The sequence below is a fragment of the Novosphingobium terrae genome (genome assembly GCF_017163935.1).
GTDB lineage: Bacteria > Pseudomonadota > Alphaproteobacteria > Sphingomonadales > Sphingomonadaceae > Novosphingobium > Novosphingobium terrae.
Genome location: NZ_JABVZR010000002.1, coordinates 1,952,857 through 1,978,152, shown reverse-complemented (window position 1 = coordinate 1,978,152; position 25,296 = coordinate 1,952,857). Strand labels below are relative to the sequence as shown.

Below are 25,296 nucleotides of genomic sequence, written 5' to 3'. Positions count from 1 at the left end.
GCTCCGGCCTTTTTTTGCGCAAATTCTGGATCAAGCGCCATCAAGGCCGGTCGCCAAAAGGCCCGCCAAGGCCAAGCGGCCAACAAGAGCAAGTCAAAGCCGCCGCTCCAGCTCCCTTAGCGCCTTTCCCCAGCGGTATGCCGAAGGCGCGCAAGCCTGCACCTCATATCAGCGCCATCAGCGGGAAGCATGCCATGCTCTCCCGCTGCTCCTCTATGTGCTGCGCAGCATTTTTAGCGGGCGCAAATGCCATCGAATCGTCATCGAATGAAATTACGAGACGCTTCTGTATCGATATTCAATCGATCAGGAGATCGCGATGCCGCCCCGATTACGACCACGCCTGCGCCTTTCAACCGGCTCCCTTGCCAGCTTGCTCTGGCTGGCCGGCATCGGCACCGCTCAGGCTGAAACCGCGCCTGCGCCAACCGCCGACAGCGCGCCCGGCGACGCCTCCGCCAGCCAGGGCGACGATATTCTGGTCACCGCGCGCAAGGTGAAGGAAAAGCTGACCGACGTGCCCGTGGCGATCACCGCGATCGGTGGCGACCAGCTGCGCGCCAATGATCACATCCGCCTCGAAGACCTCAACCAGCTGGTGCCCAGCACCAATGTGGTGGTCACCAACGGGCACCAGACCAGCATCTCGATCCGCGGCATCGGCAACAATCCGGGCAGCGACGGGCTGGAAAACAGCGCCGGCGTCTTTATGGACGGCGTCTATCTGGGCCGCCCCGGCATGGCCGCTTCGGATCTGATCGACATCAAGCAGGTCGAGGTTCTGCGTGGGCCGCAGGGCACGCTGTTCGGCAAGAACACCACGGCAGGTGCGGTCAACATCACCACCGAACTGCCCAGCGGCACCTGGGGCGCGCAGGGCCGCCTCACCTACGGCAATTACAATTACCAGCAGTATCAGGGCTCGATCACCGGGCCGATCACGAATGATCTGTCCTTCCGTGCCACCGCCTATCGCACCACGCGCGACGGCACGCTGACCGACACCACCACCGGCCACAAGGAAAGCACACTGGGCCGCGCGGGCGGGCGCCTGCAACTGCTCTACAAGCCCGGTCCCGATCTGAGCGTGCGCATGATCGGCGAATATGCCAGCGAGCAGCAAAGCTCGGGCGCGGTCACGGTGATCCCCACGCTCGGCCTGACGCCCAGCGCAATTCAGGCCAAGCTGGCCGCGACAGGCGCCACGCTGACGGTCGACCCTACCGGGCAGAGCAGCGCCGCAGGCGGCCCCTTCAGCACCGGCACCCGTCAGGCGGCAGGCTCTGCGGAGGTGAACTGGTCCTTCGGCAATGGCTTCACCCTGACCTCGCTGACGGCCTTCCGCTACTGGCAGTACAATTCAGCCTCCGACACCGAAGGCAGCAGCGCCGATGTGATGTATGGCGGCTATCACATCAAGGACCGGCAATGGACTCAGGAACTGCGCCTGACCCTGCCGCGTCTGGCCAACATCGATACGGTGGTGGGGCTCTATTACTTCCACCAACAGGTCCACACCGACCAATACACCACCTATGGCCCCGAAGCGGCGGCATGGTTGACGGGCATCTCCGATGCCTTGCTGCCCACCTATGCCAAATATTCGACCGCTGTGGCCGGTGTTCTGGCCTACAACAACAGCCAGTGGGATACTTTCGCCAACCCGCTGACCAACAGCTATGCCGGTTTCGGACAGGCCAACTGGCATGTCACACCGCGCTGGAACATCACGGGCGGCCTGCGCGTCACCTATGAGACCAAGGCCGAGGACGTGTTCCGCCCCGCGCCCGTTTCCACCACGACAGGGCTGGCCGTGGCCGCGCTGACCAGCCAGGCCGCCGCGCCGATCCATGCCGCCATTTCCGACACCGCCCCCTCCTTCCTGCTGAGCACCGATTACAAGGTCCGCCCCGGCCTGATGGCCTATGGGCTGATATCGCGCGGGCAGAAGGCGGGCGGGCTCAACACAACGCTGCCGCCCACGGGGCTGGGCGCCAGCGCTCTGGCGGTGAACCCCGAAACGGCCACCAATTACGAGATCGGCCTGAAGGGTGACTGGTTCGGCCACCGGCTGGCGGTCAACCTCGATGTCTTCCGCACCGATATCCATAATTATCAGGCCAATGTGCTGATGTCGGTGAACAATCAGGTGGTGCAGCTGCTCACCAATGCGGGCAGCGCGCGGACTCAGGGCGCCGAGGCCGAAGTCACCGCCAGACCCCTCGCCGGTCTCTCGCTGCATGGCTTCCTGGCCTATAATGACGCGAAATACCGCAGCTACACCAATGGCCCCTGCCCGCTTGAAAGCGCCAGCCAGTCGACCTGCGACCTCTCGGGCAAGCCCATTGCCGGGGCGCCGCGCTGGACCACCGGCATCAACGGCACCTATGAGCACAAGGTCACGCGCGGCCTGATCGGCTATGTCAGCGGCGAATATGCCTGGCGATCGCGCTATTTCGCCTCGCTTGACGATTCCGTGCTGACTCAGGCGGGCAATTACGGATTGCTCAACCTGCGCGTCGGCCTGCATCCGGCGGACCAGCGCTGGGATCTGTCCTTCTGGGGCCGCAACGTCACCAACGTTCACTACGCCACCAATTACTTCAACTACGGCTCGCTGCTGCCCGGCACCTATGTCGCCTTCTTCGGCGATCCGGCGACCTATGGCGCCACGCTGCGCTTCTCCCTCTGATCCCCCACCCGGAGTTTATCCATGACCTTGTTCCGCACCCTTCTGGCGGCCACCGCGCTGGCCTGCACCTCGACCATGGCGCTGGCCGCCCCTGCCGCCAGCAACAGCTTCACCATCGCGGTCATTCCCGACACGCAGAATTACATCGACTACACCCATCAGAAGGAGGCCGGCTTCGCCTTCGATGCCCGCGCGATGTTCCTTGAGCAGATGCACTACATCGCCACGCGCCTGAAAAGCGCAGGCGGTGACGTGGCCTTCGTCGACTCGCTGGGCGATACCTGGCAGCACCAGAGCCTCGACATCGATCCGGCCCATGCCGCGCGCGGCTTCAAGCGGGTGCCCAACCATTTCATGGATGCCGAATTCGCCTCCAACCCCAATGTCCGCGCCATCGAGATGCCCACCGCGCGCCAGGGCTTCGAGATGATCGCGGGCAAGACGCCCTTCTCGGTCGTGCCCGGCAACCATGATTATGACGCCATGTGGACCGACGCCAACCATCCCCCGGCCGAAAAATTCACCGACATGTCCAGCGTTGGCCTGCTGCATTCGGGCGGGCTGAACAATTTCCGCAGCGTGTTCGGGGCCGAGACGCCTTTCTTCAAGGGCCAGCCCTGGTACATCGCCAGCCATGACGGCGGCGCCGACAGCGCGCAGATCTTCGAGGCGGGCGGCTATCGCTTCCTGCACATCGGCCTGCAGTTCGATGCGCCCAACGCCTCGCTGGAATGGGCGGCGCAGGTGATCAGGGAGCATCCCGGCCTGCCCACCATCGTCTCCACCCATGACTATATGGACAACAATGGCGACCGCCTGCCCAATCCGATGATCGACAACCATGCCGTCGATGATGACGACAACACGCCCCAGATGGTGTGGGACAAGCTGATCAGCCAGCATGATCAGATCTTCATGGTGCTGTGCGGGCATGAGCATGGTCAGGCGCATCGCGTCGATGCCAACCGTTTCGGCCATCCGGTCTATCAGATTCTGGCCGATTATCAGGACCGCCGCCAGACGGCCATCGATGCCGGGGCCAAGCTGCAGCCGGGCATGGGCATCGGCGATGGCTGGCTGCGCTTCCTCACCTTCGACATGGGCGGCAAGGCGCCGCAGGTCCATGTCCAGACCTACTCCACCTATTACAAGCAGCAGAGCACGCAGACCGCCGACTATGCCAAATGGTACAAGGCGCAGGAAAAGCCCAGGCTGTCCGATGCGGATTTCCATGGGCAGGATGATTTCACCCTTGAACTGAGCGACTTCCGCCAGCGTTTCGCCAAACGCTGATCGAGGCTGGATCACGGCGGAGGAGCGGATTAGAACCCCTCCTCCGCCGCCTTCATGAACAGGACCCCGCGCGCAGTGCCAGATCTCGTGCCAGACCCGATACCGCAGGATCACGACGGTGAGAGAGGGCGGGGCCGCCCGCGCGATCCCCGCAAGGATATCGCCATTCGCGATGCCGCCTGGGAGGTGCTGGCCGACAAGGGGTATGAGGGGCTGACCTTCGAGGCGGTCGCCGAGATCGCCGGATGCAGCCGTTCCACGCTTTATCGGCGCTTTGCCTCGAAAAATGAGCTGATCGCGGCCATGCTCTACGAAACCTCGCGCGAGGTGGAGCCCGAACTGCCCGAAGGCACCCCGCCGCGCGCCATGCTGCTGGCGCATGTCGATGCCTTTATCGCCTATATGTCGGGCAAGCGGGGGCGCGGCATCGTCAGCCTGACCGAGGCGATCGCCCGCTCGCCCGAATTGCAGGCGATGACCCAGGCCCACAAACGCAATGAGCGCGAGTATTATTTCATCGCCTTTCGCGGCCTGGTGCCCGGCCTGAGCGAGACGCATATGAGCTTTGTGTTCGACACGCTGGTGGGCATGATCCTGCATCACACCGCCGTGGAACCGCGCGATCTGGCCCGGGAACAGCGCATCGCGCTGGTGGACAGCATCATATACCTGCTGGGCCATCCGCTGAACGCGGCCACAGCAACCTGATCGCATGCGCCGGGCTGACCAGAAACCCTGGCAGCCCGGCGCATCATCCTGTCAGCGGCGGCTCAGCGCCCCGCCAAAGCCCAGCCCACCGCCGCATCGAACAGGCGCAACCCTGCCGGTGAGAGGTTGGTGAAGGTGTCATTGTTGAGGAACATCATCACCCGGCGAGCGGGGGCCAGCGCCTCATAATCCATCGTCGCGCCTTGTTCATAGCCGAAGATCGCGGCCTTTTCGGGCTGACCATAGAGCGTGGCGATTGTGGTGGCGCCAAGGCCGGGCTTGCCCCAGCTCATCGGCGCCTGTTTCACATAGACATTGGCCAGACCCGCCGGTAGCCCGCCCGCCATGGGATGGGGCGCGTTGACGATCCAGAGATAGCGTTCCTTCTCGGCCTCGCCAAAATCGACGTCATGGCGCTTGCCGGTCATGGCCAGATCGTCGAGGCAGTCGTTTTCCCAGGTCAGCAGCGGCACGGGCGACTGGCGCCAGCCCGGATCGACATCCTTGGCCGACACGGTGGATGACAGGATCACCAGATCGAAGCCCTTGGCGGCGCCGGGGGCGGCGCGCTGGTCGACCATCTCGACCGCGTAACCGGCGGCCTGAAGATGATCGCGTACCTTCTGGTCGACCGGCAGATTGGGGCCGGCCTGTTGCACCACCAGCAGGATGCGCCGCGCCGCTGTCGCTGCAGCGAAAGCGGGCGAGGTGGCCAGCAAGCCGCAAGCGGCAAGGCCGAAGGAAAAGGCACGACGGTCCATGGGGGCACTCCGGTTCATGGCAGGCACTTACAGGGCGACCGAGGCTGTGAGCGAAATCCTGCGCGCATCGCCCATCGAGATGAAATACTGGTTCACCGCCGACTGGTAATAGGTGCGGTTGAACAGGTTCTTCACATTGAACTGCAGGCTGGTGTTCTTGCCCATGATCGGCACGTCATAGGTGAGGAAGGCATCGGCCACGACATAGCTGGGCAGGAAGAAGCTGTTGGCCGAATCCCCCGCACGGCGCCCGACATAGCGCGGGCCGCCACCGATGCGCAGGCGCCGCCCGCCCGCAATCCGGCCAAGGTCATAGACCGCCGAGAGAGACGCCGTGTTCTTCGCCACATTGGCCAGAAGGTTCCCGGCATAGAGCGGGTCTTCGGTGGTCTTGGCATCGGTATAGGCATAGCTGGCGATGGTGCTGAGGTGATCGGTGATCTGCCCGGCCAGATCCAGCTCCACGCCGCGCGAACGGGCGCGCCCGGCCGTGCGGTAATCGGTGAGGCCCGTGGCGGCATTGTATTGCGAGACGATCACATTGCGCTTGTCGATGTCATAGATCGCCAGCGTGCCGGTGATGCGATGCGGGATCTCCACCTTCAGCCCGCCCTCGAACTGGCGACCGCGTTCGGGCTGGAAGCTGGAATCCAGCACCAGGCCGGAGGACAGCGGCGCGATGGTCGAAGCCGGTTTCAGCGACTGGCTGTAGCTGACATAGGCCGACATGAAATCGGTGGCCTTATAGACCAGACCGGCGCGGGGCAGGAATTTGTCGCCCTCGATGTTGGTGTTGGCCACGAAGGGGCGGCCCTTGCCTGCCACCTGCCGGTAATGGAGGAAGCGGCCACCGGCCACCACGATCCATTTGTCACCCAGATGCAGCGTGTCCTGCCCGAAGAAGGAATAGTCGTGCAGATTGTCGGTCTGGTCGCTGTCGCTGGCCGAAACCGTGGTCGAGATCGGGTTCAGGCCATAGACCGGGTTCAGATAGTTGAAACCGGCACTGGGCGTCTGGCGCAGCAGATCCTTGCGATAGATGCGGCGGTGTTCGTCTTCCACGCCGATCTGGATGTCGTTCTTGAGGCCCGCGACCATCACCGAACCATCGACATAGGCCGTGCCATAGAGATCGGTGCTGAGCGCGCCATTGGTGCCATCATTGCTGCGCGTCACCACGCCGGTGGTGGTGTTGACGCCTGCCACGCGGAACTGGCCCGCATCGTAGAATTCGGCGTTGTAGCTCCCGCTGAAATGCGCGGCCCAGCCGTTGCCCAACTGATGATCGATGGAAATCTGGCCCAGATGGGTCTGGCCGATCATCTTGTTGGAAGGTTCGTCCAAACGCTCGCGCTGGTCGATGGCCAGCGGCTTGCCGGTCTTGCTGTCGATCGAGGTGCCGCGGTCGAAGGGCGCGTTGTAGCGGCGGAATTCATACCACAGCACCACCTGCGTCTTCTGGCCGTACCAGGCGAGCGAGGGCGCCACCAGCGTCTCGTGCCGGGCGCCGAAATTGCGCCAATAGGCCTCGTCATCCTGATCGACCACCAGACGATAGGCCAGATTGCCCTTGATGGCGCCGGTCGTGTCCAGCATTTCCTCGGCGCCATTGCGGCCATGGGCATAGGTGTCACCCGTCACCGAAAGCATGGTGGCGGATTTGGTCAGCGGCTTCTTGCTGACCACGTTGATGACGCCGCCGGGGTCCATGATGCCATAGAGCAGCGAGGAGGGGCCTTTCAGCACCTCGACACTTTCGGCTGCCGCGTTGAAGCCGCGCCCCTGCACCAGCGGCATGCCATTGTGCATGATCGAGCCGTCACGATTGCCGCCAAAGCCGCGCTTCATGATCGTGTCCTGCGTGGAGGCCAGCGTGTTACCCTGGGTAATGCCGCTGACATTGGTCAGCACATCGTCGAGATAGCGGGGGCGCTGGTCGCGGATCACCTGCGCGGAGACGATGTTGACCACCTGCGGCACATCGAGCGAGCGCGCCGTGGAGCGCAAGGTCGAGGCGTCAGGCGTGGGCTGATAGCGGTCATCGGCGCCGATCTGCACCTGCGAGGCGCGGCCCGTCACCACGATCGTGTCCTCCGGCGCGGGCGGCGTGTCGGCAAGGGCGGACACGGCACTGGCCAGCAGGGCCGTGGAGGCGAAGAGGACGGATTTGATCGACACGAAAGGTTCTCGCTTGGCTGGATTCTACAGGATAATGCGAGTCGATTGCATTATCAGAGGGCGCCTAGCGATTGAGGGGTGAAGCGTAAAGGGAAAGGCCCGAAGGTTGGGAATTTGTAATGTGGTGCGCCAAAGATCCCCCGTTCATCGCCCAACCGATGTTCACCAAGCGCTCACAATCGGTTAAGCTGCCCCGATAATGTAAAATCGGGCCTCGCCGAGAGGACCCTCTGCTTCGGGAGATCTGTGTGAGCGCGGCGTTGGAAAGCTTCAGGACGACCTTGGCGCATCTGCTGCTGCCGCATGGCCCGGCGGTGGCGGCCACGGCCAGCAGCTATGCGCCGGGCGACTATTCGATCCATTTCTTCCTTCAGCTGGCGATCATCATTCTGGCCTGCCGCGTGGTGGGCTGGATCGGCGAGCGCTTCCTCGGCCAGCCGCAGGTGGTGGGCGAGATGATCGCGGGGGTGCTGCTGGGCCCCTCGCTGCTGGGGCTGATCTGGCCCGATCTGCAGCTGGCGATCTTCCCCAAGGAAACCAAGAACGTGCTTTACGCCGGCTCGCAGCTGGGGGTGGCGCTCTATATGTTCCTTGTGGGGCTGACGCTGCGGCTCGACCATTTCGAATCCAAGGCCCGCAGCGCGGCGGCGGTTTCGGCCTCGGGCGTGATCGCGCCCTTTCTGATCGCCGCTGCCTTCACGCCCTTTCTGCTGGACGTGCCGGGGCTGTTCGCCCCCACCGTCAGCACCGCCAATGCCACGCTGTTCATGGGCGCCTGCATCGCGCTGACCGCCTTTCCCATGCTGGCGCGCATCATCAATGAGCGCGGGCTGGCCGACAGTCCACTGGGCACGCTCTCGCTCTCGGCGGGCGCGTTTGACGATGCGGCCTCATGGTGCGTGCTGGCGATCGTGCTGGCCACCTTCGGCGGCGGGCCGGGCGTAGCCATTCTGGCGATCGGCGGGGCGGTGCTCTATTCCGGCTTTCTGCTGATCTTCGGGCGGCGCATTCTGGCTCCGCTGGGCCGCGCCGTGGAGGCGGAAGGCAGCATGAGCATGGGCGTGCTGGCCATCACGCTGATGGCCTTCTGCCTCTCCGCCTTCATCATGGACTCCATCGGCATTCACGGCATTTTCGGCGGTTTCATTCTGGGCGTCTTCATGCCGCGCGGCCTGTTCGCGCAGGAGCTGAAGGCCAAGGTCGAGCCGGTGGCGGTCGTGCTGCTGCTGCCGATGTTCTTCACCTATTCGGGGCTCAACACGCGGCTCGATATGGTGAACTCACCCTCGCTGCTGCTGATCGCGCTGGGGATTCTGGCGGCTTCCATCGCCGCCAAATTCGGCGCCTGCTACATTGCGGCGCGGCTTTGCGGCGAGGACAAGCCCACCGCACTGGGGATCGGCGCGCTGATGAACTCGCGCGGGTTGATGGAGCTGATCATCATCAACATCGGCCTGCAAAAGGGCATCATCGGGCCGACGCTGTTTTCCATGCTGGTGCTGATGGCGATTGTCACCACCATGATGGCCAGCCCGCTGTTCGAGCTGGTCTATGGGCGCAAGGCGCGTCAAACGGGCGTTCTGGACAGTATGGGAGCGGTCAGCCCTCAAGCCTGAACAGGCGGTCCAGCGACCAGGCTCCGCCGCCGCGCGCGATCAGTGGCAACAGCAGCCCTGCCCAGCTGAGATGGGTGGGCCAGGCATCGGGGTAGACGAAGATCTCGATCACGCTGGTCATGCCCAGCAGCGCCAGCGCGGCGGGGCGGGTGAAGAGGCCCAGCACCAGCAGGATGGGGAAGAGATGTTCGGAATAGGTGGCCAGATGCGCGGCCACCACCGGATTGGCGAAGGGCAGAGCGTAATCGGTGCGGAACAGCTCATAGGTGGCATCGGTGATGGTCAGCAGCCCCTCCACCTTGGTGCGGCCCGAGAGGAAAAAGACTGCGGCCACGCCCAGCCGGGCGACAAGCAGCAGCAAGTCTTGCGGGATCAGGCGGGTCGCCCCGGCGCAGGCCCGGCGATAGAGGGAAAGCGGCGATATCATAAGGCGGCCTTTCGATCAGGGGAAACGCCGCCGGATGGTCCCTCCGGCGGCGTCAAGGGTTCAAGCCTTGGGGGTTAGCGAGCCCATGCCCTTGGGCGTCTTGATCGCGGTGCAGGTCCCGGCCTTCACCAGCTTCCAGGCGTCGCCCTGATAATTGACCTTCGAGGTGCCCGCGCAGGTGGTGCCTGCCCCGGCCTTGCAGTCATTGTGCCCGGCCAGCGCCACGCCATAGCACTTTTCCATGGGGCTTTTGGCGCCATCGGCAGCATGGGCGGCCCCGGCGGCAAGAGTGAGGGCGACAGTGGCGGCGAAAGCGGCATGGGTACGGTTCATCGGTTTTCTCCTGTTCGGATGGGGGTGCGCAAGGCGCCCCTTCATGGCAGCGCCCAACGCCAATCTGACGTGCCGATCCGTCCGGATGGAACGGCGGATCATGCCCTGACTTACGCAGGCCGGGCCGCGCCGGTTACACGCAGATCGTCAGGAAAAATTTTCGCACGCCGTCAAAATCCGCTGTAACCTTCCGCCCCTGCGCACCGTAACACCCTGCGGGAGGCCGCATGCAGGCAAGCGAAGCACAGTTGAAGGCATGGATGATCGCGGGGCTCGGGGGCGATGCCTCTGCGCATGAAGTGCTGCTGCGCGCTCTGGTCCCGCTGCTCACCGCCTTCTACCGCCGCCGGATGCGCGATGCGGAGAGCGACATCGAGGATCTGGTGCAGGAAACGCTGATCTCGGTCCATGGCAAGCGCGCCACCTATGACCGCGACCGGCCCTTCACCGCCTGGCTCTATGCCATTGCGCGTTACCGGCTGATCGATCATGTGCGCCGCCGCAGGCTTTCGGTGCCCATCGAGGATGTGGAAACCATCCTGATGACCGAGGGCTTCGAGGAGGCATTGTCCGCCCGCATGGATGTCGAGGCCTTGCTCTCCACCCTGTCGCCCAAACAGGCGCGCGCCATCCGCGAAACGCAGGTCGAGGGGCTGAGCATCGCTGAAGCGGCCGAAAAGGCCGGTCTTGGAGAATCCGACGTGAAAGTATCTGTCCACCGCGGTCTCAAGGCGCTGGCCGCCCGCTTGCGGGGAGAGCGCTTATGAACACCGATGATCTGATCCGCTCGCTCAGCCGCGATGTGCCGAAGGTTCCGCGCGGCGCGCTGGGCCGCCGCCTTGCGCTGGGCATGGTGGCGGGCGCGCTGGTGACGGCGCTGCTGGTGGCCGGCGTGCTGGGCATCAGGCCCGATCTGCATGCCGCCATGCATGGCTTCTCCTTCTGGATGAAATGGACCTACACCGCCTCTTTGGGGATCGGTTCGGTGATGGCGGTGCTGCGCCTCGCCCGGCCCAACCCGCAGAGCCTGCGCGGGCTGTGGTGGCTCAGCGTGCCGGTGCTGCTGCTGGCCGGGATCGGCATTGGCGAGCTGGCCTATACCCCCTCGCGCGACTGGCTGGCCATGTGGCTGGGGGCCAGCTGGAAGGTCTGCCCGTGGCTGGTGCTCACGCTGGCCATGCCGATCTTTATCGGCCTGCTGTGGTCCTTCCGCCGCATGGCCCCCACGCGGCTGCGTGAGGCGGGCGCGGTGGCGGGTCTGGCGGCAGGAGCATGGGCAGCGACCATCTATTGCCTGCATTGCCCCGAGGTTTCGGCGATTTTCGTGCTGACCTGGTACAGCCTCGGCATTCTTCTGGCGGCAGGGATCGGCGCTCTGCTGGGCCCGAAACTGATGCGTTGGTAAGCGGTGTAACCAAAGCGCGTGTCGCCACGTAGGAGGGAGGCCAACAGGGCAAACCTTCTTCAGGAGATCATCATGACCGCTTCCAAATCCGCCGTCAGCTTTGCCGCCGCCGCTGCGCTTCTGGCCCTTTCGGGCGCCGCCACCTCCACCCCGGCGCTGGCCAAAAGCAGCAGCGCCATGAAGGTCGAATGCTTTGGTGTGAACGCCTGCAAGGGCCAGTCGGACTGCAAGTCGGCAGGCCATGACTGCAAGGGCATGAACGATTGCAAGGGTCAGGGCTTCAAGAGCGAAACCGCCAAGCAGTGCAAGGCCGACGGTGGCAGCCTGACCGCGCCGAAGTGATAGATCGGTCCGGTCGCCGGGGGGTGGCCGGACCTCTTTTTTTGAGGAGGATGGGCATGGCTGCCTCTCACCAGTTCGGCCTCGGCCTGCGCAAGCCGCATTATGGCGATTTTCTCGATGGCGAGGCGCCGGTGGCGGTCGATTTCGTCGAGGTGATTTCCGAGAATTTCATGGTTCCCGGCGGGCGCCCGCTCGATGTGCTGCGCCGCGTGCGCGAACGCCATCCGGTGGCGCTGCATGGGGTTTCCATGTCGCTGGGGTCCGCCGATGGCCTCGATGCGGATTATTTGCGCCGCCTGCGCGCTCTGGTCGATGCGGTGGAGCCTTTGTTTGTCTCCGATCACCTCAGCTGGTCGCGGATCGGTGGTTTCAATTCGCATGATCTGCTGCCCCTGCCCTACACGCTCGAAGCGCTGGAGGTGGTCTGCGCCAACATCCATCGCGCTCAGGACGCGCTGGGCCGCAGCATGCTGATCGAGAACCCCTCCAGCTATCTGACGCTGGATGGCGAAATGAGCGAATGGGCCTTCCTCGACCAGATCTGCACCCGCACCGGCTGCGATCTGCTGCTGGATGTGAACAACATCGTGGTCAGCGCCGCCAACCATGGCTTCGATCCGCTGGCCTATCTGGCAGGCCTTCCGGCAGAGCGGGTGAAACAGATCCATCTGGCCGGGCACAGCCAGGGCCGCGATCTGCTGATCGACACCCATGACAAGCCCGTGCCGCCCCCGGTCTGGGCACTTTACGCGCAGGCCTTAGAGCGCACCGGCCCCGTCGCCACCATGATCGAGCGCGACGACGATATTCCCCCGCTGGCCGATCTGCTGGAGGAGCTGGATATGGCCCGCCAGATCGCCACCCAATCCGCGAGTATACCCGCATGAGCCTGCTCACCCTGCAAACCGGCCTGCGCGACTGGCTGACCCGCGAAGACACGCCCGAGCTGAAGGTGCCGCGCCCGGAGGCGGGCCTCAGCGTCTATCTCAACAACTATCGCGCGCAATTGATGGCCTGCCTGAGCGAAAGCTACCCCACGCTTCACGCATGGCTGGGCCATGCGGCGTTCGAGGCCGCCGCCGCGCAGCATATCGACCGCTCACCGCCCTTCAGCTGGACGCTGGACGCCTATGGGCTGGGCTTTCCCGCCACCCTGCGCAGCCTCTACCCCCACGATCCCGAGGTCGGCGATCTGGCCGCGCTGGAATGCGCGCTGGCTCAGGCCTTTATCGCGCCCGATAGCCCGCCGCTCGATCCCGCCAGCCTTGCCGCGATCGATTGGGACCGCGCCAGACTGCGCTTCATCCCCGCCCTTACCTTGCTGCCCGCCAGCAGCAATGCCGGGGCCATCTGGTCCGCCATCACGCAAGGCGAAACCCCGCCTGCCGTGCAGACACTGCCGCAAGAAGGTGCCATCCTCATCTGGCGCGAAGGCTTCACCCCTGCCTTCCGCACCCTCGAAAGCACCGAGGCCCGCGCGCTGGAGGCGCTGCAAAAGGGCTGCGACTTCGGCGCCCTCTGCGCCATGCTGGTGGCGCGCGAGGGCGAGGCCGCAGGCCCGCAAATCGCCGGAGCCTGGCTCGCGCAATGGCTTGCCGATGCCATCATCGCGCAGATTTCCAACGATCCGCTGTAACCGCAAGCGGTTCTGACACGTAGGCCTTCAGACAAAGGAGGTCGCCACGATGATCCATATACGCCAGCTTGCCACATCCCCCCTGCCCTTGCCGCCCGGCTGGGCCGCGCTGCCGCTGCGCCTGATCATCGGCTTCGGTTTCATGCAGCACGGCTTTGCCAAGCTGGCGCGCGGACCCGATGCCTTCCCCGCCATCCTGCATGCGATGGGCCTGCCCTTCCCGCATCTGCTGGGTTATGCCACCATCGCCGTCGAATTGCTGGGCGGACTGTGCATGCTGCTGGGCGCGCTGGTGCCGCTGGCATCCATTCCCATGATCATCGTGCTGATCGTCGCCACGATCACGGTGCATTGGCCCAACGGTTTCAGCTCGATCAAGCTGATGTCCTTTGACGCGGCAGGCGCTCATTTCGGCCAGCCCGGTTACGAAACCGATCTGCTCTACATCGCGGGCATTGTGACCCTCTGCCTGACAGGAGCCGGGCCGGTCTCGGTGGACAGGCTGCTGGCCAGGGTCTGGCGCCGCGCGCGCGCCGCTCATGGGTAATTTGCACTATATCGGCGTGAAAGGGTGGAAGTCGGGCCGATCAGGGCCTAAGCGCAGCCGATGCCCCGCCATCTGCCCTCGCCGCTGAAACGTCGCCATATCACTGTCGCGCAAAGGCGCATGGCCGCATTGGCCGGCGCGGTGCTGCTCGGTCTGGCCGCCATTGCCTTTGCCCGGCTCGGCGAGGTGGCGCAAAATCTGTTCCTCAAGCTGGTTCAGGCAGCCCCTCTGGCGCCTTTTCTGCTCACCCCGGCAATGTTTGCCGGGGTGGTCTGGATGACCCGCCGCTGGTGGCCTGCCGCGCGCGGCTCGGGCATTCCGCAGGTGATGGCCGCAAGCCATGATCCGGACAGCCAGATCAAGGGCGATCTGGTGTCGCCGCGCACCGCTCTGGCCAAATTCGCCTGCACGCTGGCCATGCTGCTGAGCGGCGGTTCGGTGGGCCGCGAGGGCCCTACGGTGCAGATCAGCGCCGCGCTGATGGTGGCGGTGCATCGCTGGCTGCGCGTGCCGGTCTCTGCCGGGATCATCATCGCGGGCGGCGCGGCGGGTGTGGCGGCGGCCTTCAACACACCGCTGGCCGGTGTGGCCTTTGCCATCGAGGAACTGGCCTCCGCCTTCGAGCAGAAGGTGGCGGTGCTGGTGATGGCCGCCGTGATGATCTCCGGCCTCGTCAGCCTGGGGCTGACGGGCGACTATGTCTATTTCGGCGCCATGAGCGGCGCCATGCCGCTGAGCACCATGCTGATGGTCGCGCCGATCGCGGGCATTCTGGGCGGGCTGACAGGCGGCGGCTTTTCCCGCTGCCTGATCGCCATGGGCCAGTCCCGCAACACGGTGCTGACGCAGATCCGCGCGCGCCCGATCCTGCTGGCGACGGTGTGTGGCCTGATCGTCGCCACCACCGGCTGGCTGAGCCGGGGCCTGAGCTGGGGCACCGGCTATGAGACGACCCGCCATCTGCTGATGGGCCAATCGGCCCCCGTCATCTTCGGCCCGACCAAATTCATCGCCACCCTCGCCACCGCCCTGAGCGGCGCGCCCGGCGGCATTTTCGCGCCATCGCTGTCGGTGGGCGCCGGGCTTGGCCAGCTGATTTCTATGGGCTTTCCGGGCAGCTCGGCGGGCGCCATCGTGCTGCTGGGCATGGTCGGCTATTTCACCGGCGTGGTGCGCGCGCCGATGACCTCGGTGATCATCATGATGGAGATGACGGCGGATCGCACCATGATCCTGCCGCTTTTCGCCACGGCGCTGATCGCCGATGCCGTCAGCGCGAGTGTCTGCCGCGAGAAGCTGTATCACGCCCTTTCCCGCCCTTTCATGGGGTGATCTGTGCGGCTCTGATCGGTGGTGAGTGCAGGACAGTGCTGTCCTGTGCTGACAAGACGCTGGCAAGTGCCTAGAGCATCTTTATGCGATCGATTCTCATCTATATCGTCGCAGCTCTGGCAGAGATCGCCGGCTGCTTTTCGTTCTGGGCATGGCTGCGGATGGATAAGTCACCCTGGTGGCTGATCCCGGGATGCGCCTCGCTTGGCCTTTTCGCCTATGCCCTGACCCTGGTCGATGCTGCGGACGCGGGCCGGGCCTATGCGGCTTATGGCGGCATCTACATTGGTTCCGCGCTGTTGTGGCTCTGGTTTGCAGAAGGCGTTCGGCCTGACCTGTGGGATCTGGGCGGCGCGGCCCTGTGCCTGATCGGCGCCGCGGTGATCCTGTTTGCGCCGCACCGCGCCTAGCTGCGTGCTTCGGGGCTGATCGGCCTTGATGCAGCTTCCGCCGATGCCCCCGGGCGATGCACCCTGAAACCCTTGATGATCCACAGAAAGAGCCCGCTGCCCAGCACGATGATCGTCACCCCGTCGAGCAGCGCCCACAGGATCTTGAGCGGCAGCCCGCCATAATCCCCGAAATGCAGCGGGCGGGAGACCTCCAGCGCGCGCAGGGACCAGGGCATGGGCACGATGCCGGTCAGCCTGCCGGTTCGCGCATCCACCAGCACCGGATGGAACAGGCGGCTGGTCAGCGCCGTGCTGCCTTTGAGCCAGACGATGTCATGCCATGGGCTGCCGTCACGCGCATCGGGAAAGGCGATGCTGAGCATATGCGTGTCCGGCAAGGCCGCCATGGCCGTGTCCACCGCGCCCTGCGCCGACACCAGATGGTCCTGCCCGGGCACCGGCATACCGGCATAGGGCTTGAGGACGGCCTGCATCTCGCTCTGCTGCCAGGCGGCGAAGAGCGGCACGGCCAACTCATTCATGATGCCCGTTCCGCCGACCGCCAGAGCCCAGCATGTCGTCACGATCCCCAGCAGATTGTGCCGATCCAGCCAGCGCCGGCGCGCGCCGCGATGCCTGCGCAGCGTGCCGAAGGGCAGCTTGCGGGTGAAGGGCCCATACAGCACCACACCCGACACCACCGCCACCACAAAAAGCAGCCCCATCACGCCGAGGAACAGCTCGCCCGGCAGCCCGGCGAACAGGCTGCGATGCAAGGCCAGCAGGACGGCTGTCGGGCTGCGGCGTGCCAGTTCGCTGCGGCTGCCTTCGCGCAGCAGGCGGCCCGAATGGGCATCGAACTGCAACAGATGCTCCAGCGCCGGGCGCTCGTGCCAGGCCTTGAGCGAGGGCGCCATGCGCAGGGTGATCACCGGCGCATCGTCATCGGCATAAAGCGAGATGACCTCCTGCCCCGGATGGAGCCGTCGGCCCATGGCGATCAGCCGGTCCAGCGAGGGCGCCGCCCTGCCCGCCTGCGGCGGATCATAGGCGGTGCGATCGAAGGCCCGGTCGATCTCCGCGCTGAAGATCAGCGGCAGGCCGGTGAGGCAGAGCATCAGCAGAAAGAGCGTGCAGATCAGGCTGCTCCAGCGATGGACCAGCGACCAGCCCCTCACCATCGGTATTTCAGACTGGCCAGCACCTGCCGCCCCTGCCCGAAGGTGCAATAGGTCAGATCGGTGCAGGTGACATAGGTCCGGTCGAACAGATTGCTGACATTCACGCCCAGCAGCACGCCGCTCAGCCGCGGCACCGCGCGGCCAAGCTCATACTGCACCCCCAGATCGGCCAGCGTATAGGACGGCACGCGGAAGGTGTTGGTGGGATTGCCATAGCTGCCGCCGACATAACGCCCGCCCGCGCTCAGCTTCAGCCCCGGCAGCGTGCCCTCCGGCAGATCCCAGGATAGCCAGAGCGCCGCCATATCCTGCGGGATGCCCGCCGGAGCCTTGCCCAGAATGTTGGCGGTGGCGCTGGTGTTCTTCACCTCATCATGGGTGTAGCTGCCGATCAGCTGCAGCCGCGCGGTCAGCCAGGCATGCGCCTCGGCCTCGACCCCGCGTGAACGCACCTCGCCGGTCTGGGTCACCGATCCGGTGTAGAGCGAATTGGACACGGTGACATTGGTCTGGCGCAGATCATAGGCCGCCAGCGTCACGAAGCTCTTGCCGCCGCCGGGCTGGATCTTGATCCCCGCCTCCACCTGCTTGCCCTTTGTGGGCTTGAGCGGCGCCCCGGTATCGGTGTTGCCCGCCTGCGGCTGGAAAGAGGTGGAGAAGCTGACATAGGGCGCCAGCCAGGGGGTGATCCTGTAGACCGCGCCGATCCGCCCGGTCAGCGCATGGCTGTTCTGATCGGTCACGCTGCCATCCTTGTAGGACAGGCTATGCGTGCCCGCCCAGTCCTGACGCAGCCCGCCCACCACGGTCAGCTGCCCCAGCGAGACCTGATCCTGCGCATAGATCCCGGCCTGCTGCGTGCGTTCACGCGTGGAGCTGCCCAGCAGGAAGTTGGGCTCGGGCACGGGCTGGAAATAGACCGGTGCGGCGATCACCAGATTGGCCGGATTGAGCCCGTCGAGCCGGCTGTAATAGAGGTGATGGTCGAACTGCGTGTTCTGGAAATCCGCCCCGACCACCATTTTATGCCGCAGCGGCCCCGTGGCAAAATCCGCGCTCAGCTGATTGTCCAGCGTGACGGCATCCACCGTGCCGAAATTGTTGTAGGCGATGCGGGTCAGAGCCGTGCCGGTGGTATCATAGCTCGAACCGTCGCCGACATGATGGATCGTCTGGCTGTTGTGCAGATAGCGGAAATTCTGGCGAAAGCGCAGCGCATCGGAAAAGCTGTGCTCGAAGCGATAGGCGATGCTTTCCTCTTCCTTGCGATAGCGGTCATAGCCCGGATCGCCGGTGTTGAGCGAGCGCGGGATCGCCACCTTGCCGGGCAGCACCGTGCCCACGGCGGGCACATAGTTGAAGGCGCCCGCCTCCGGGTCCTTCTGGTAATTGCCGATCACGGTCAGGCTGGTGCGGTCGTCCGGCTTCCAGGTGATGGCGGGGGCCACGGCGATGCGCTTCTGGCGGACGTAGGCGGTCTGGGTGCCGGTGGTCATGCCCACAGCGGTCAGGCGATAGGACAGCGTGCCCGAACCATTGAGCGCCCCGCCCAGATCGAAGCCGCCCCGCGCCCGGCCATAGCTGCCGGTTTCGAAAAAGACCTCATGCAGCGGCTGGGTGGTGGGCTGTTTGGAGACGATGTTGACCAGACCGCCCGGCGGCGTCTGGCCATAGACCACCGAGACCGGGCCGCGCACGCTTTCCACCCGGTCGATCAGATAGGCGTCGCGCGTCGCCACGTTGAAGCCGGAAAAGGGAATGGCCAGCCCGTCGAGGAAGCTGCGCGCCTGAAAGCCGCGCGTGTAGAGATATTCCAGCGAATCCTCATTGATGCCACGCTGTTCGGCCACGATGCCGGGCGTGTAGCGTAGCGCCTGCGAGACGCTCTGCGCATCCTGATCGACGATCTGGTCATGAGTCACCACGGAGATCGAGGCCGGCACCTCGATCAGCGGCGTATCGGTCTTGGTCGCCCCCGCGCCGCGCGTGGCAACATAACCCTTGATGCCGGGCACCGCATCGGGCCGGGCCATGGCGCTGTCTGCAGCGCCCTGCGCCGCACCCTCGACCTGCACCGGCCCCAGCTGCACGGTGCGGGCGTCAGCGGCGGGCGCCCGCTCCAGCGTGAAGGTGTTGGCGCCCGTCTGGCGATAGGTCAGGCCGGTGCCGGAGAGGATGCGCGACAGCCCCTCCACCGCGCCATAACTGCCCTTGAGGCCATTGCTGGCGATGCCCTGCGTCAGCGGCGCATCATAGATCAGCTCGACATGGCTCTGGCGCGCGAACTGGTTGAGCACGCCCGACAGGGAGCCCGCCGCAATATCGTAAGTGACCGCGCCCTGCGCATAGGCAGGCGCGGGGTTGAATGTGATCACGGACAGCGCACTCGTGGCCAGCAGCGCCAAAGCGGCAGCGCGTGCCGGGGCCATGGTTCGGCGTGGGGGGCTCAATGTCACAGCGTCTTCCCTCATTCATCTGAAAGCAGAAGGCCGCTCGCCGCTATTGCTAATGCGAACGCCTTTCACATCTATGACGTGCGAGCTTTTCCAAGGAGGACTCCCGATCGCGAAAAAATTCAGCGTCAGGCAAAAATCAGGATAAAGCGCGAGGTGATCTGCATGGAACGCAGCCCCAGAGAGTGCTGCAACCGGGCCACCGCCCCCACAGGATCATCGATGCTGAACACGCCGCTGACCCGCCGCTGACCCAGATCGCCGCCGATGACACGGATATAGCCGGGGCGATAGCGCCCCAATTCGGCCACCACCTCGGCCAGGGGCTGGTTCTCGAAAACGATCTGGCCCTGAGTCCAGGCGTCAGCGTCACCGCTGTTGATCGCCTGCTGCACGCCCCATCGCCGACCGGGCCCATAGGTAAGGCTGCGCCCCTCCGACAGCATCACCGGCGCCGATCCGCTGGCGGCATAGGCCACTTTCACCCTGTGCTGCGTGACCGACACCCGCGTTTGCGCGCCATCCTCGCGGATCACGAAGCGGGTGCCCAGCGCCGTGGTGCTGCCGCCATTGGCCTCGACGGTAAAGGGGCGCCGCGCATCGGGCGCCACGGTGAACGCCGCCTCGCCGCGCAGCAACCGCACCACGCGCCGGTCAGCGCGATAGGCGAAGGCCACCGCGCTATGCGTGTTGAGAACCACCTGCGAGCCATCGGGCAAGGCCATGCTGCGCCGCTCACCGATGGCGGTGACGGCATCGGCGCGCAGCCGCATCGGCCAGTCCTGCGCGGCCCCGAAAGCGACAAGCGCGATGCTGGCAGCCACGGCGGCCAGACGCCATCGGCGGGGATTGTCATTGGCGTGCGATGGCGTGCGCTGCACCGGCAGCGAGGCGCGCAGCGTTGCAGGCACTGTGATACCGCCAAGATCGCCCCATAGCCCCTCCATCTCGGCGAAGGCCTGGGCATGGCGTGGATCGGCGGCAAGCCAATCAGCCAGAGCAGCCTCATCCGTCAGCAGGCCGCTGTCACGCTCGGCGAACCAGTGGGCGGCCTCATCGGCGATGTCCTGCGGGATCGGCACCTTATCGGGCACGAATGCGCTCTCCCCTCGGCACGCGGCGGACCGCCGACACGACAGGCCTTCTGACTCCATGACGCGTGAGCCCGGGGAATCGGGACTGACGAAGGGCAAAAAAACGGATCATGCCTCGGCGTCGTCTTTCATCCTGGCGTGGCAATGGCGCAGCGCGATGCGGACATGCTTGGCCACGGCATTGACCGTAATGCCCAGCCGCTCCGCAACCTCGGCGGGCGGCAGGCCGTCGATGCGGCGCAGCACAAAGACCTGCCGACAGCGCAGCGGCAACTCCTCCAGCGCCGCCTCGAAGCGGGCCAGACGCTCACGGTCGAGCAGGCTGCGCTCCGCCGATGGCGCCTGCGAGGAGACATCGACAGGCTCTGCAGCGGCATCGAACAGCGCATCATGGCGCCGACTGGCCCGCAGATGATCCGTGGCGAGATTGGCAGCGAGCCGGTAAAGATAGGCCCGCTTGTTGGCGATCGGCGGGTCATCCTCAATATGCTGAAGCCGCAGCCACAGGGATTGGGTGACATCCTCGGCCGCCGGTTTCGTCCCCACGATGCGCAGCGCCAGCCGCAACAGCGACAGGCGTTCACTCAGCAAGAGGCGCGTCAGGGCGATCGCATTGGTGGGCATGACTGGCCTGCCCTAGCCCATTTTGCGAATAAATCGCAACAGCGTTCGGAGGGCCCGGCAACCTGCCGGTGAACGGCGTGAGGCCTTCCGGCGCGGCCTTGCCGGGCGTCGTTCAAACGTCACAGGCCTGTCCTAGAGTGCCCGCCTTGCATTCTACCCCGCAGCAACCTGCCTGAAAGGTGACCGGCATGATCACACGCTACTTCGTGCTTCAGCTCATTGGCGTGCTGACCGTCGCCTGTCTGGGGCTGGCTTTCCTCCTCAACCCATGGTGGGCGCTGCCGCTGGCAGTGCTGGTGCCGCTGCTGCTGGTGGGCATCCACGATCTGATGCAGCCCACCCATGCCATCCTGCGCAACTATCCCGTCATCGGCCATATGCGCTTCATTCTGGAATCGATCCGCCCCGAACTGCGCCAATATATGATCGAGGATGAGCGCGATCCGGTGCCTTTCAGCCGCGAGCATCGCGCGCTGGTCTATCGCCGCGCCAAGAATGTGCATGATGCCCAGCCCTTCGGCACGGTGAAGGATGTCAATGCCGTGGGCTATGGCTGGATCTCGCATTCGATGAAGCCCAAGGATCTGGAAAGTCACGATTTCCGCGTAACCATCGGCGGGCCGGACTGTCGCCAGCCCTATGATGCCTCGGTGCTCAACATTTCTGGGACCAGCTTCGGCGCGCTGAGCGCCAATGCCATCATGGCGCTCAATCTGGGCGCGAAGATGGGCGGCTTTGCCCATAACACCGGCGAGGGATCGATCAGCAAGCATCACCGCAAGCATGGCGGCGATGTGATCTGGCAGATCGCCACCGGCTATTTCGGCTGCCGCACCGCCGATGGCCGCTTCGACCCCGAGGCGTTCCGCCGTCAGGCACTCGACCCGCAGGTGCGGATGATCGAGCTAAAGCTGAGCCAGGGCGCCAAGCCGGGCCATGGCGGCGTGCTGCCTCAGGCCAAGATCACTGCCGAAATCGCCGAAACGCGCGGCATTCCGATGGATCGCGACTGCGTCTCGCCCGCCGCGCACAGCGCCTTTGGCACGCCGCTGGAATTCATCCGCTTTATCGCCCATCTGCGTGAGCTGTCGGATGGCAAGCCCATCGGCTTCAAGATGGCTGTGGGCCATCGTTATGAATTTCTGGCGATCATCAAGGCGATGCTGGAAACCGGCATCACCCCCGATTTCATCGTCATCGATGGTGGCGAAGGCGGCACGGGTGCCGCGCCCGCCGAATTCAGCAACCATATCGGCCTGCCACTCAATGAGGGCCTGTGCTTCGTGCACAATGCGCTGGTCGGCGCGGGGCTGCGCAACCGCATCCGTCTGGGCTGCAGCGGCAAGCTGGTGACGGCCTTCGACTTCTGCCGGGTGTTCGCCATCGGCGCGGATTATGCGCTTTGCGCGCGCAGCTTCATGTTCGCGGTGGGCTGCATCCAGTCACGCAGCTGCCACACCAACCATTGCCCCACCGGCGTCGCCACGCAGGACGCGCTCCGCCAGCGCGCGCTTGTGGTGGAGGACAAGGCGCCGCGCGTTGCCAATTTCCACCGCAACACGGTGCGCGCGCTGGGCGAGATGCTGGGTTCGGTGGGCCTCACCCATCCGCATGATCTGAAACCCTGGCACCTGCATATCCGCCATCAGAGCGGCGCCCTGCTGCGCGGCGATGCCTTCTATCCCCGCGTCGAACACGGCGCGCTGCTGCGCGGCGAGATGCATGACGAACTGGGCGACGAATGGCGCCGTGCCCGGGCCGACAGCTTCGATCCGCTCGGCGAGCCCGAGGGCGGCCCGACCTTCGGCCCCGGGGCGACGACGGGCCAATCGGATGATATCGCGGCGGGGCTGGCGCATGCCTGATGCCTCATCCCGGCGGCTGCTCAATCAGCTGCGGAGCAGGCGAATCTGACTGGACAAGAGACGCGTTTGAGAATGGTCACCCGGCGTTTGCCGCTATTGCGGAGGGGTTTCCTCATCCTCCTCGGCGCGTTCCCGCGTCCCGCGTCCGGCCAGGATCATTTCGATGCTGAAGGCCGCCAAAGCCGCGATCGAGCAGGCCAGCGCTCCACCGAAAAGGGTGAACAGCAGGCGCCCCGCACCGGCCGATTTGATCTCGCCGACAAACAGCGTCATCGCCGCAGCGCAGGTCAGAGCGCCCGCGATGGCGGCCAGCAGAACCGCGAAATCCAGCGTGCGGGAGCGCAGCCGTAGACGCGCCAGCCGGCGCGGGCTGCGCTTTTCTTCAGCGTCCAGCTTGTCGACCTGATCGGAAATCCGGCCAAGGCGCGTGGAAAACACGTTCAGCAAAGAGGCAATGCCGGTGAGCAGGAAGATCGGCGTCAACGCCAGTTGAACGATATGAGCTGCGGCATCGACAGCCAGCGGCGGCGTCGCGGGCATAAATAGACTTTGAAAAATCAGCATTTGGAGCGGCATCCCACAGGCAAGCGTCTCACTTGGACCATGGTCAGCGAACAGGGTCGCGTGGTCAAGGTTCCATCGCGCCCGATGGCAAGGCTCGTAAATTTGACATCGGTCATGGCGCCGATCTGCTGACAAGGCCTGATGCAGCCCGATCACATCGCGGTGATGTGGGGCCCTGTCTGCTGTCACCGGGAAACATTCCGATGCCGGAGAGTTTAAGGCGAGGCGCTCAGGTGACGGCCAGGAAAGGAATGTCGATGTTCGACCAGATCGACGCAGCCTATTACCGCTTGCTGGCCAGCGAAGCGCGGGAAAAAGCCGGTGATGGCGTTTCTCCCGAGGCTGACCGGCACCGGCTGCGGGCCGACCTGCTGGAGCGAAAGGCCAACGCCCTCCTTGGCATAGAGGCCTGAGCGGATCAGCGAACAAAGAGGCCATCCCCGCGCACAACCGCCCTTTCGCGAAAGCTGTTCCCTCCTCCTCCGCGACCCGACACCCTGACCATCACGCCACAGGATAGGGCAAGGCGCTGCTGCGGCTGTCATCGACGGCCACCGCCCGCTCGATGGGCGGAAAAGCCCGCTGCATATGATGCCTGTGGGCACCTGGACCGAGACGTCGCATCAAATATTGACTCAAAGTCAATTTTTGATAGGCTGCGCCGGTCTTCAACGATCAAGGCGCCATCGCTTCGGGAATGGGACGTTTTGCAGCCCTGCGTCATGGGCCCCGCCCTTCCCGCGACATAAGAGGAGAGGTCATCCATGTTGCTCGTCACCGCTGCCAATGGCAATCAAGGCAAACTGCTCGTCCCCAAACTGCTGGCCGCCGGCGCAGCATTGCGCTGCGTGGTGCGTTCCGAGGAATCGGCGGCAAGCCTGCGCGCCTTGGGCGTGCAGGAGGTGCTGATCGGCGAATTGTTCGAACCCTCCATGATGGCCCGGGCGCTCGACGGTATTCAGGGCGTCTATTACCTCAACCCCACCGGCCATCGGCAGGAGCGTGAGCTGGGCATCGCCATGGTCGATGCCGCCGTGGCGGCGGGCGTCGGCCATTTCGTCTTCAGCTCGGTGCTGCATGCCATTTCCACCGGCCTGTTCCAGCATCAGTTCAAGCGCGATGTGGAGGAGCGGCTGGTCGCCTCGGGCCTGAACTACACCATCCTGCAACCGGCCAATTACATGACCGCCTTCGAGCTGCTGCCCGCCTTCCGCGATGGTGTGCATAAGCAGGCCTGGTCGCTCGACCGGCGGATGTCGATGGTCGATCTTGACGATGTGACCGATGTCTCGGTCGATGTGCTGATCAACGGCGGCGATCATTTCGGCGCCACCTATGAGCTGTGCAGCGCCGGCTGGCTCACCGCGCAGGATGTGGCCGATGCCGTCGCCAAAGTGACGGGCAAGCCGGTGGCTGTCGAGGAGATCACCCCGGACAATTGGGCGAAAATGTGGTTCGGTGATGTCGATCTGAATTCCATCCCCGAGGAAGCCCGGATCGTGCGCCAGATCTGCAAATTCTACAGCGAGCATGATCATGTCGGCAGCGTCAATGTGCTGCGCTGGCTGCTGAAGCGCGAGCCCAGCACCATCGAGGATTTCGCGCGCAAGCATTACGCCGCCTTCCTGGCCGGCAAGAAGCTGGAGCGCGCGGCATAACAACAGAACACACCGTAGAACAGAACATGGGGGCCTGAACACAGGCCAGACTTAAGCGCGGTGTGGATCATGGGTTGGGTCCGCACCGCGTTTTTTTTTCGCGCCCCTTCCCCAGCGCCAAACGCGCATAAAAAAGCTGCGCGTCACCGGGGGAGATCGGTGCGCGCAGCCATAGGGGGAGAGGGTGAATGGGAG

At 64.8% G+C, this 25,296-nt stretch carries 24 protein-coding genes; 15 read left to right on the top strand and 9 right to left on the bottom strand.

All coding sequences use genetic code 11. The features are described from left to right. Positions 1 to 319: 319 nt before the first annotated feature. The 3 genes from HGK27_RS26665 to HGK27_RS26655 all read left to right on the top strand — a co-directional run bounded on the left by HGK27_RS26665 (position 320) and on the right by HGK27_RS26655 (position 4,693). Complete coding sequence (locus tag HGK27_RS26665; protein WP_206243842.1) at positions 320 to 2,692, top strand: TonB-dependent receptor; 2,373 nt, start codon at positions 320 to 322, stop codon at positions 2,690 to 2,692. A 21-nt stretch (positions 2,693 to 2,713) separates the two neighbouring features. Beyond that, complete coding sequence (locus HGK27_RS26660; protein ID WP_206243841.1) at positions 2,714 to 3,985, top strand: metallophosphoesterase; 1,272 nt, start codon at positions 2,714 to 2,716, stop codon at positions 3,983 to 3,985. A gap of 75 nt (positions 3,986 to 4,060) precedes the next feature. Then, complete coding sequence (locus HGK27_RS26655; protein WP_241127512.1) at positions 4,061 to 4,693, top strand: TetR/AcrR family transcriptional regulator; 633 nt, start codon at positions 4,061 to 4,063, stop codon at positions 4,691 to 4,693. Positions 4,694 to 4,755: 62 nt separating this feature from the next. On the opposite strand, the gene HGK27_RS26650 is transcribed toward HGK27_RS26655, so the two are convergent. Further along, on the bottom strand, positions 4,756 to 5,454 hold the full coding sequence (locus HGK27_RS26650) for a hypothetical protein (protein WP_241127510.1): 699 nt from the start codon (positions 5,452 to 5,454) through the stop codon (positions 4,756 to 4,758). Between the two features lie 27 nt (positions 5,455 to 5,481). Beyond that, a complete protein-coding gene (locus tag HGK27_RS26645; protein ID WP_206243839.1) occupies positions 5,482 to 7,632 on the bottom strand; it encodes a TonB-dependent siderophore receptor in 2,151 nt (716 codons plus the stop codon). 248 nt (positions 7,633 to 7,880) lie between these two features. On the opposite strand from HGK27_RS26645, the gene HGK27_RS26640 reads away from it, so the two are divergent. After that, a complete protein-coding gene (locus tag HGK27_RS26640; RefSeq protein WP_241127507.1) occupies positions 7,881 to 9,248 on the top strand; it encodes a cation:proton antiporter in 1,368 nt (455 codons plus the stop codon). Here the strand turns inward: HGK27_RS26640 and HGK27_RS26635 are convergent. Next, positions 9,232 to 9,675, bottom strand: coding sequence for a DoxX family protein (locus tag HGK27_RS26635; protein WP_206243838.1), 444 nt, complete (start codon positions 9,673 to 9,675; stop codon positions 9,232 to 9,234). The two genes, HGK27_RS26640 and HGK27_RS26635, sit on opposite strands and share 17 nt — an antisense overlap. A 60-nt stretch (positions 9,676 to 9,735) precedes the next feature. Further along, positions 9,736 to 10,008 carry a BufA1 family periplasmic bufferin-type metallophore gene (locus HGK27_RS26630; protein ID WP_206243837.1) on the bottom strand — a complete coding sequence of 91 codons (273 nt, stop codon included), beginning with the start codon at positions 10,006 to 10,008 and terminating at the stop codon, positions 9,736 to 9,738. Positions 10,009 to 10,235: 227 nt separating this feature from the next. Between HGK27_RS26630 and HGK27_RS26625 the strand changes: the two genes are divergently transcribed. From HGK27_RS26625 to HGK27_RS26590, 8 genes are all read left to right on the top strand, one after another. Continuing rightward, a complete protein-coding gene (locus HGK27_RS26625; protein WP_206243836.1) occupies positions 10,236 to 10,775 on the top strand; it encodes a sigma-70 family RNA polymerase sigma factor in 540 nt (179 codons plus the stop codon). Then, positions 10,772 to 11,413 (top strand): DUF1109 domain-containing protein, encoded by a 642-nt coding sequence (locus tag HGK27_RS26620; RefSeq protein WP_206243835.1) that lies wholly within the window; start codon positions 10,772 to 10,774, stop codon positions 11,411 to 11,413. Before HGK27_RS26625 ends, HGK27_RS26620 begins: the two co-directional genes overlap by 4 nt. Positions 11,414 to 11,485: 72 nt before the next feature. After that, positions 11,486 to 11,755, top strand: a complete 270-nt coding sequence (bufA2, locus tag HGK27_RS26615) for a BufA2 family periplasmic bufferin-type metallophore (RefSeq protein WP_206243834.1) — start codon at positions 11,486 to 11,488, stop codon at positions 11,753 to 11,755. 50 nt (positions 11,756 to 11,805) lie between these two features. Then, the gene (gene bufB / locus HGK27_RS26610; protein ID WP_407674667.1) at positions 11,806 to 12,642 is read left to right on the top strand and encodes an MNIO family bufferin maturase; all 837 of its coding nucleotides are present in this window, start codon (positions 11,806 to 11,808) and stop codon (positions 12,640 to 12,642) included. Continuing rightward, the gene (locus tag HGK27_RS26605) at positions 12,639 to 13,391 is read left to right on the top strand and encodes an HvfC/BufC family peptide modification chaperone (protein WP_206243832.1); all 753 of its coding nucleotides are present in this window, start codon (positions 12,639 to 12,641) and stop codon (positions 13,389 to 13,391) included. The genes bufB and HGK27_RS26605 overlap by 4 nt, the downstream gene beginning before the upstream one ends. Before the next feature lie 49 nt (positions 13,392 to 13,440). Beyond that, complete coding sequence (locus tag HGK27_RS26600) at positions 13,441 to 13,938, top strand: DoxX family protein (RefSeq protein WP_206243831.1); 498 nt, start codon at positions 13,441 to 13,443, stop codon at positions 13,936 to 13,938. A 60-nt stretch (positions 13,939 to 13,998) separates the two neighbouring features. After that, on the top strand, positions 13,999 to 15,270 hold the full coding sequence (locus HGK27_RS26595; RefSeq protein ID WP_206243830.1) for a chloride channel protein: 1,272 nt from the start codon (positions 13,999 to 14,001) through the stop codon (positions 15,268 to 15,270). Between the two features lie 83 nt (positions 15,271 to 15,353). After that, on the top strand, positions 15,354 to 15,680 hold the full coding sequence (locus HGK27_RS26590) for a YnfA family protein (protein WP_206243829.1): 327 nt from the start codon (positions 15,354 to 15,356) through the stop codon (positions 15,678 to 15,680). On the opposite strand, the gene HGK27_RS26585 is transcribed toward HGK27_RS26590, so the two are convergent. The 4 genes from HGK27_RS26585 to HGK27_RS26570 all read right to left on the bottom strand — a co-directional run bounded on the left by HGK27_RS26585 (position 15,677) and on the right by HGK27_RS26570 (position 21,014). Beyond that, positions 15,677 to 16,843 (bottom strand): PepSY-associated TM helix domain-containing protein, encoded by a 1,167-nt coding sequence (locus tag HGK27_RS26585; RefSeq protein ID WP_206243828.1) that lies wholly within the window; start codon positions 16,841 to 16,843, stop codon positions 15,677 to 15,679. The two genes, HGK27_RS26590 and HGK27_RS26585, sit on opposite strands and share 4 nt — an antisense overlap. Further along, positions 16,837 to 19,299, bottom strand: coding sequence for a TonB-dependent siderophore receptor (locus tag HGK27_RS26580; protein WP_206243827.1), 2,463 nt, complete (start codon positions 19,297 to 19,299; stop codon positions 16,837 to 16,839). The genes HGK27_RS26585 and HGK27_RS26580 overlap by 7 nt, the downstream gene beginning before the upstream one ends. 125 nt (positions 19,300 to 19,424) lie before the next feature. Continuing rightward, complete coding sequence (locus HGK27_RS26575; protein ID WP_206243826.1) at positions 19,425 to 20,390, bottom strand: FecR family protein; 966 nt, start codon at positions 20,388 to 20,390, stop codon at positions 19,425 to 19,427. A gap of 108 nt (positions 20,391 to 20,498) precedes the next feature. After that, positions 20,499 to 21,014 (bottom strand): RNA polymerase sigma factor, encoded by a 516-nt coding sequence (locus HGK27_RS26570; protein WP_206243825.1) that lies wholly within the window; start codon positions 21,012 to 21,014, stop codon positions 20,499 to 20,501. Positions 21,015 to 21,202: 188 nt separating this feature from the next. Between HGK27_RS26570 and HGK27_RS26565 the strand changes: the two genes are divergently transcribed. Further along, a complete protein-coding gene (locus HGK27_RS26565; RefSeq protein WP_206243824.1) occupies positions 21,203 to 22,879 on the top strand; it encodes an FMN-binding glutamate synthase family protein in 1,677 nt (558 codons plus the stop codon). Between the two features lie 93 nt (positions 22,880 to 22,972). Here HGK27_RS26565 and HGK27_RS26560 read toward each other — a convergent pair whose 3' ends face one another. Continuing rightward, positions 22,973 to 23,419, bottom strand: coding sequence for a DUF2721 domain-containing protein (locus HGK27_RS26560; protein ID WP_206243823.1), 447 nt, complete (start codon positions 23,417 to 23,419; stop codon positions 22,973 to 22,975). Positions 23,420 to 23,700: 281 nt separating this feature from the next. Here HGK27_RS26560 and HGK27_RS26555 point away from each other — a divergent pair, with 281 nt between their 5' ends. Beyond that, a complete protein-coding gene (locus HGK27_RS26555; protein WP_206243822.1) occupies positions 23,701 to 23,856 on the top strand; it encodes a hypothetical protein in 156 nt (51 codons plus the stop codon). Positions 23,857 to 24,207: 351 nt separating this feature from the next. Then, positions 24,208 to 25,101: an NmrA family NAD(P)-binding protein gene (locus tag HGK27_RS26550; RefSeq protein ID WP_206243821.1), complete on the top strand. Its 894-nt coding sequence runs from the start codon at positions 24,208 to 24,210 to the stop codon at positions 25,099 to 25,101. Positions 25,102 to 25,296: the final 195 nt, after the last annotated feature.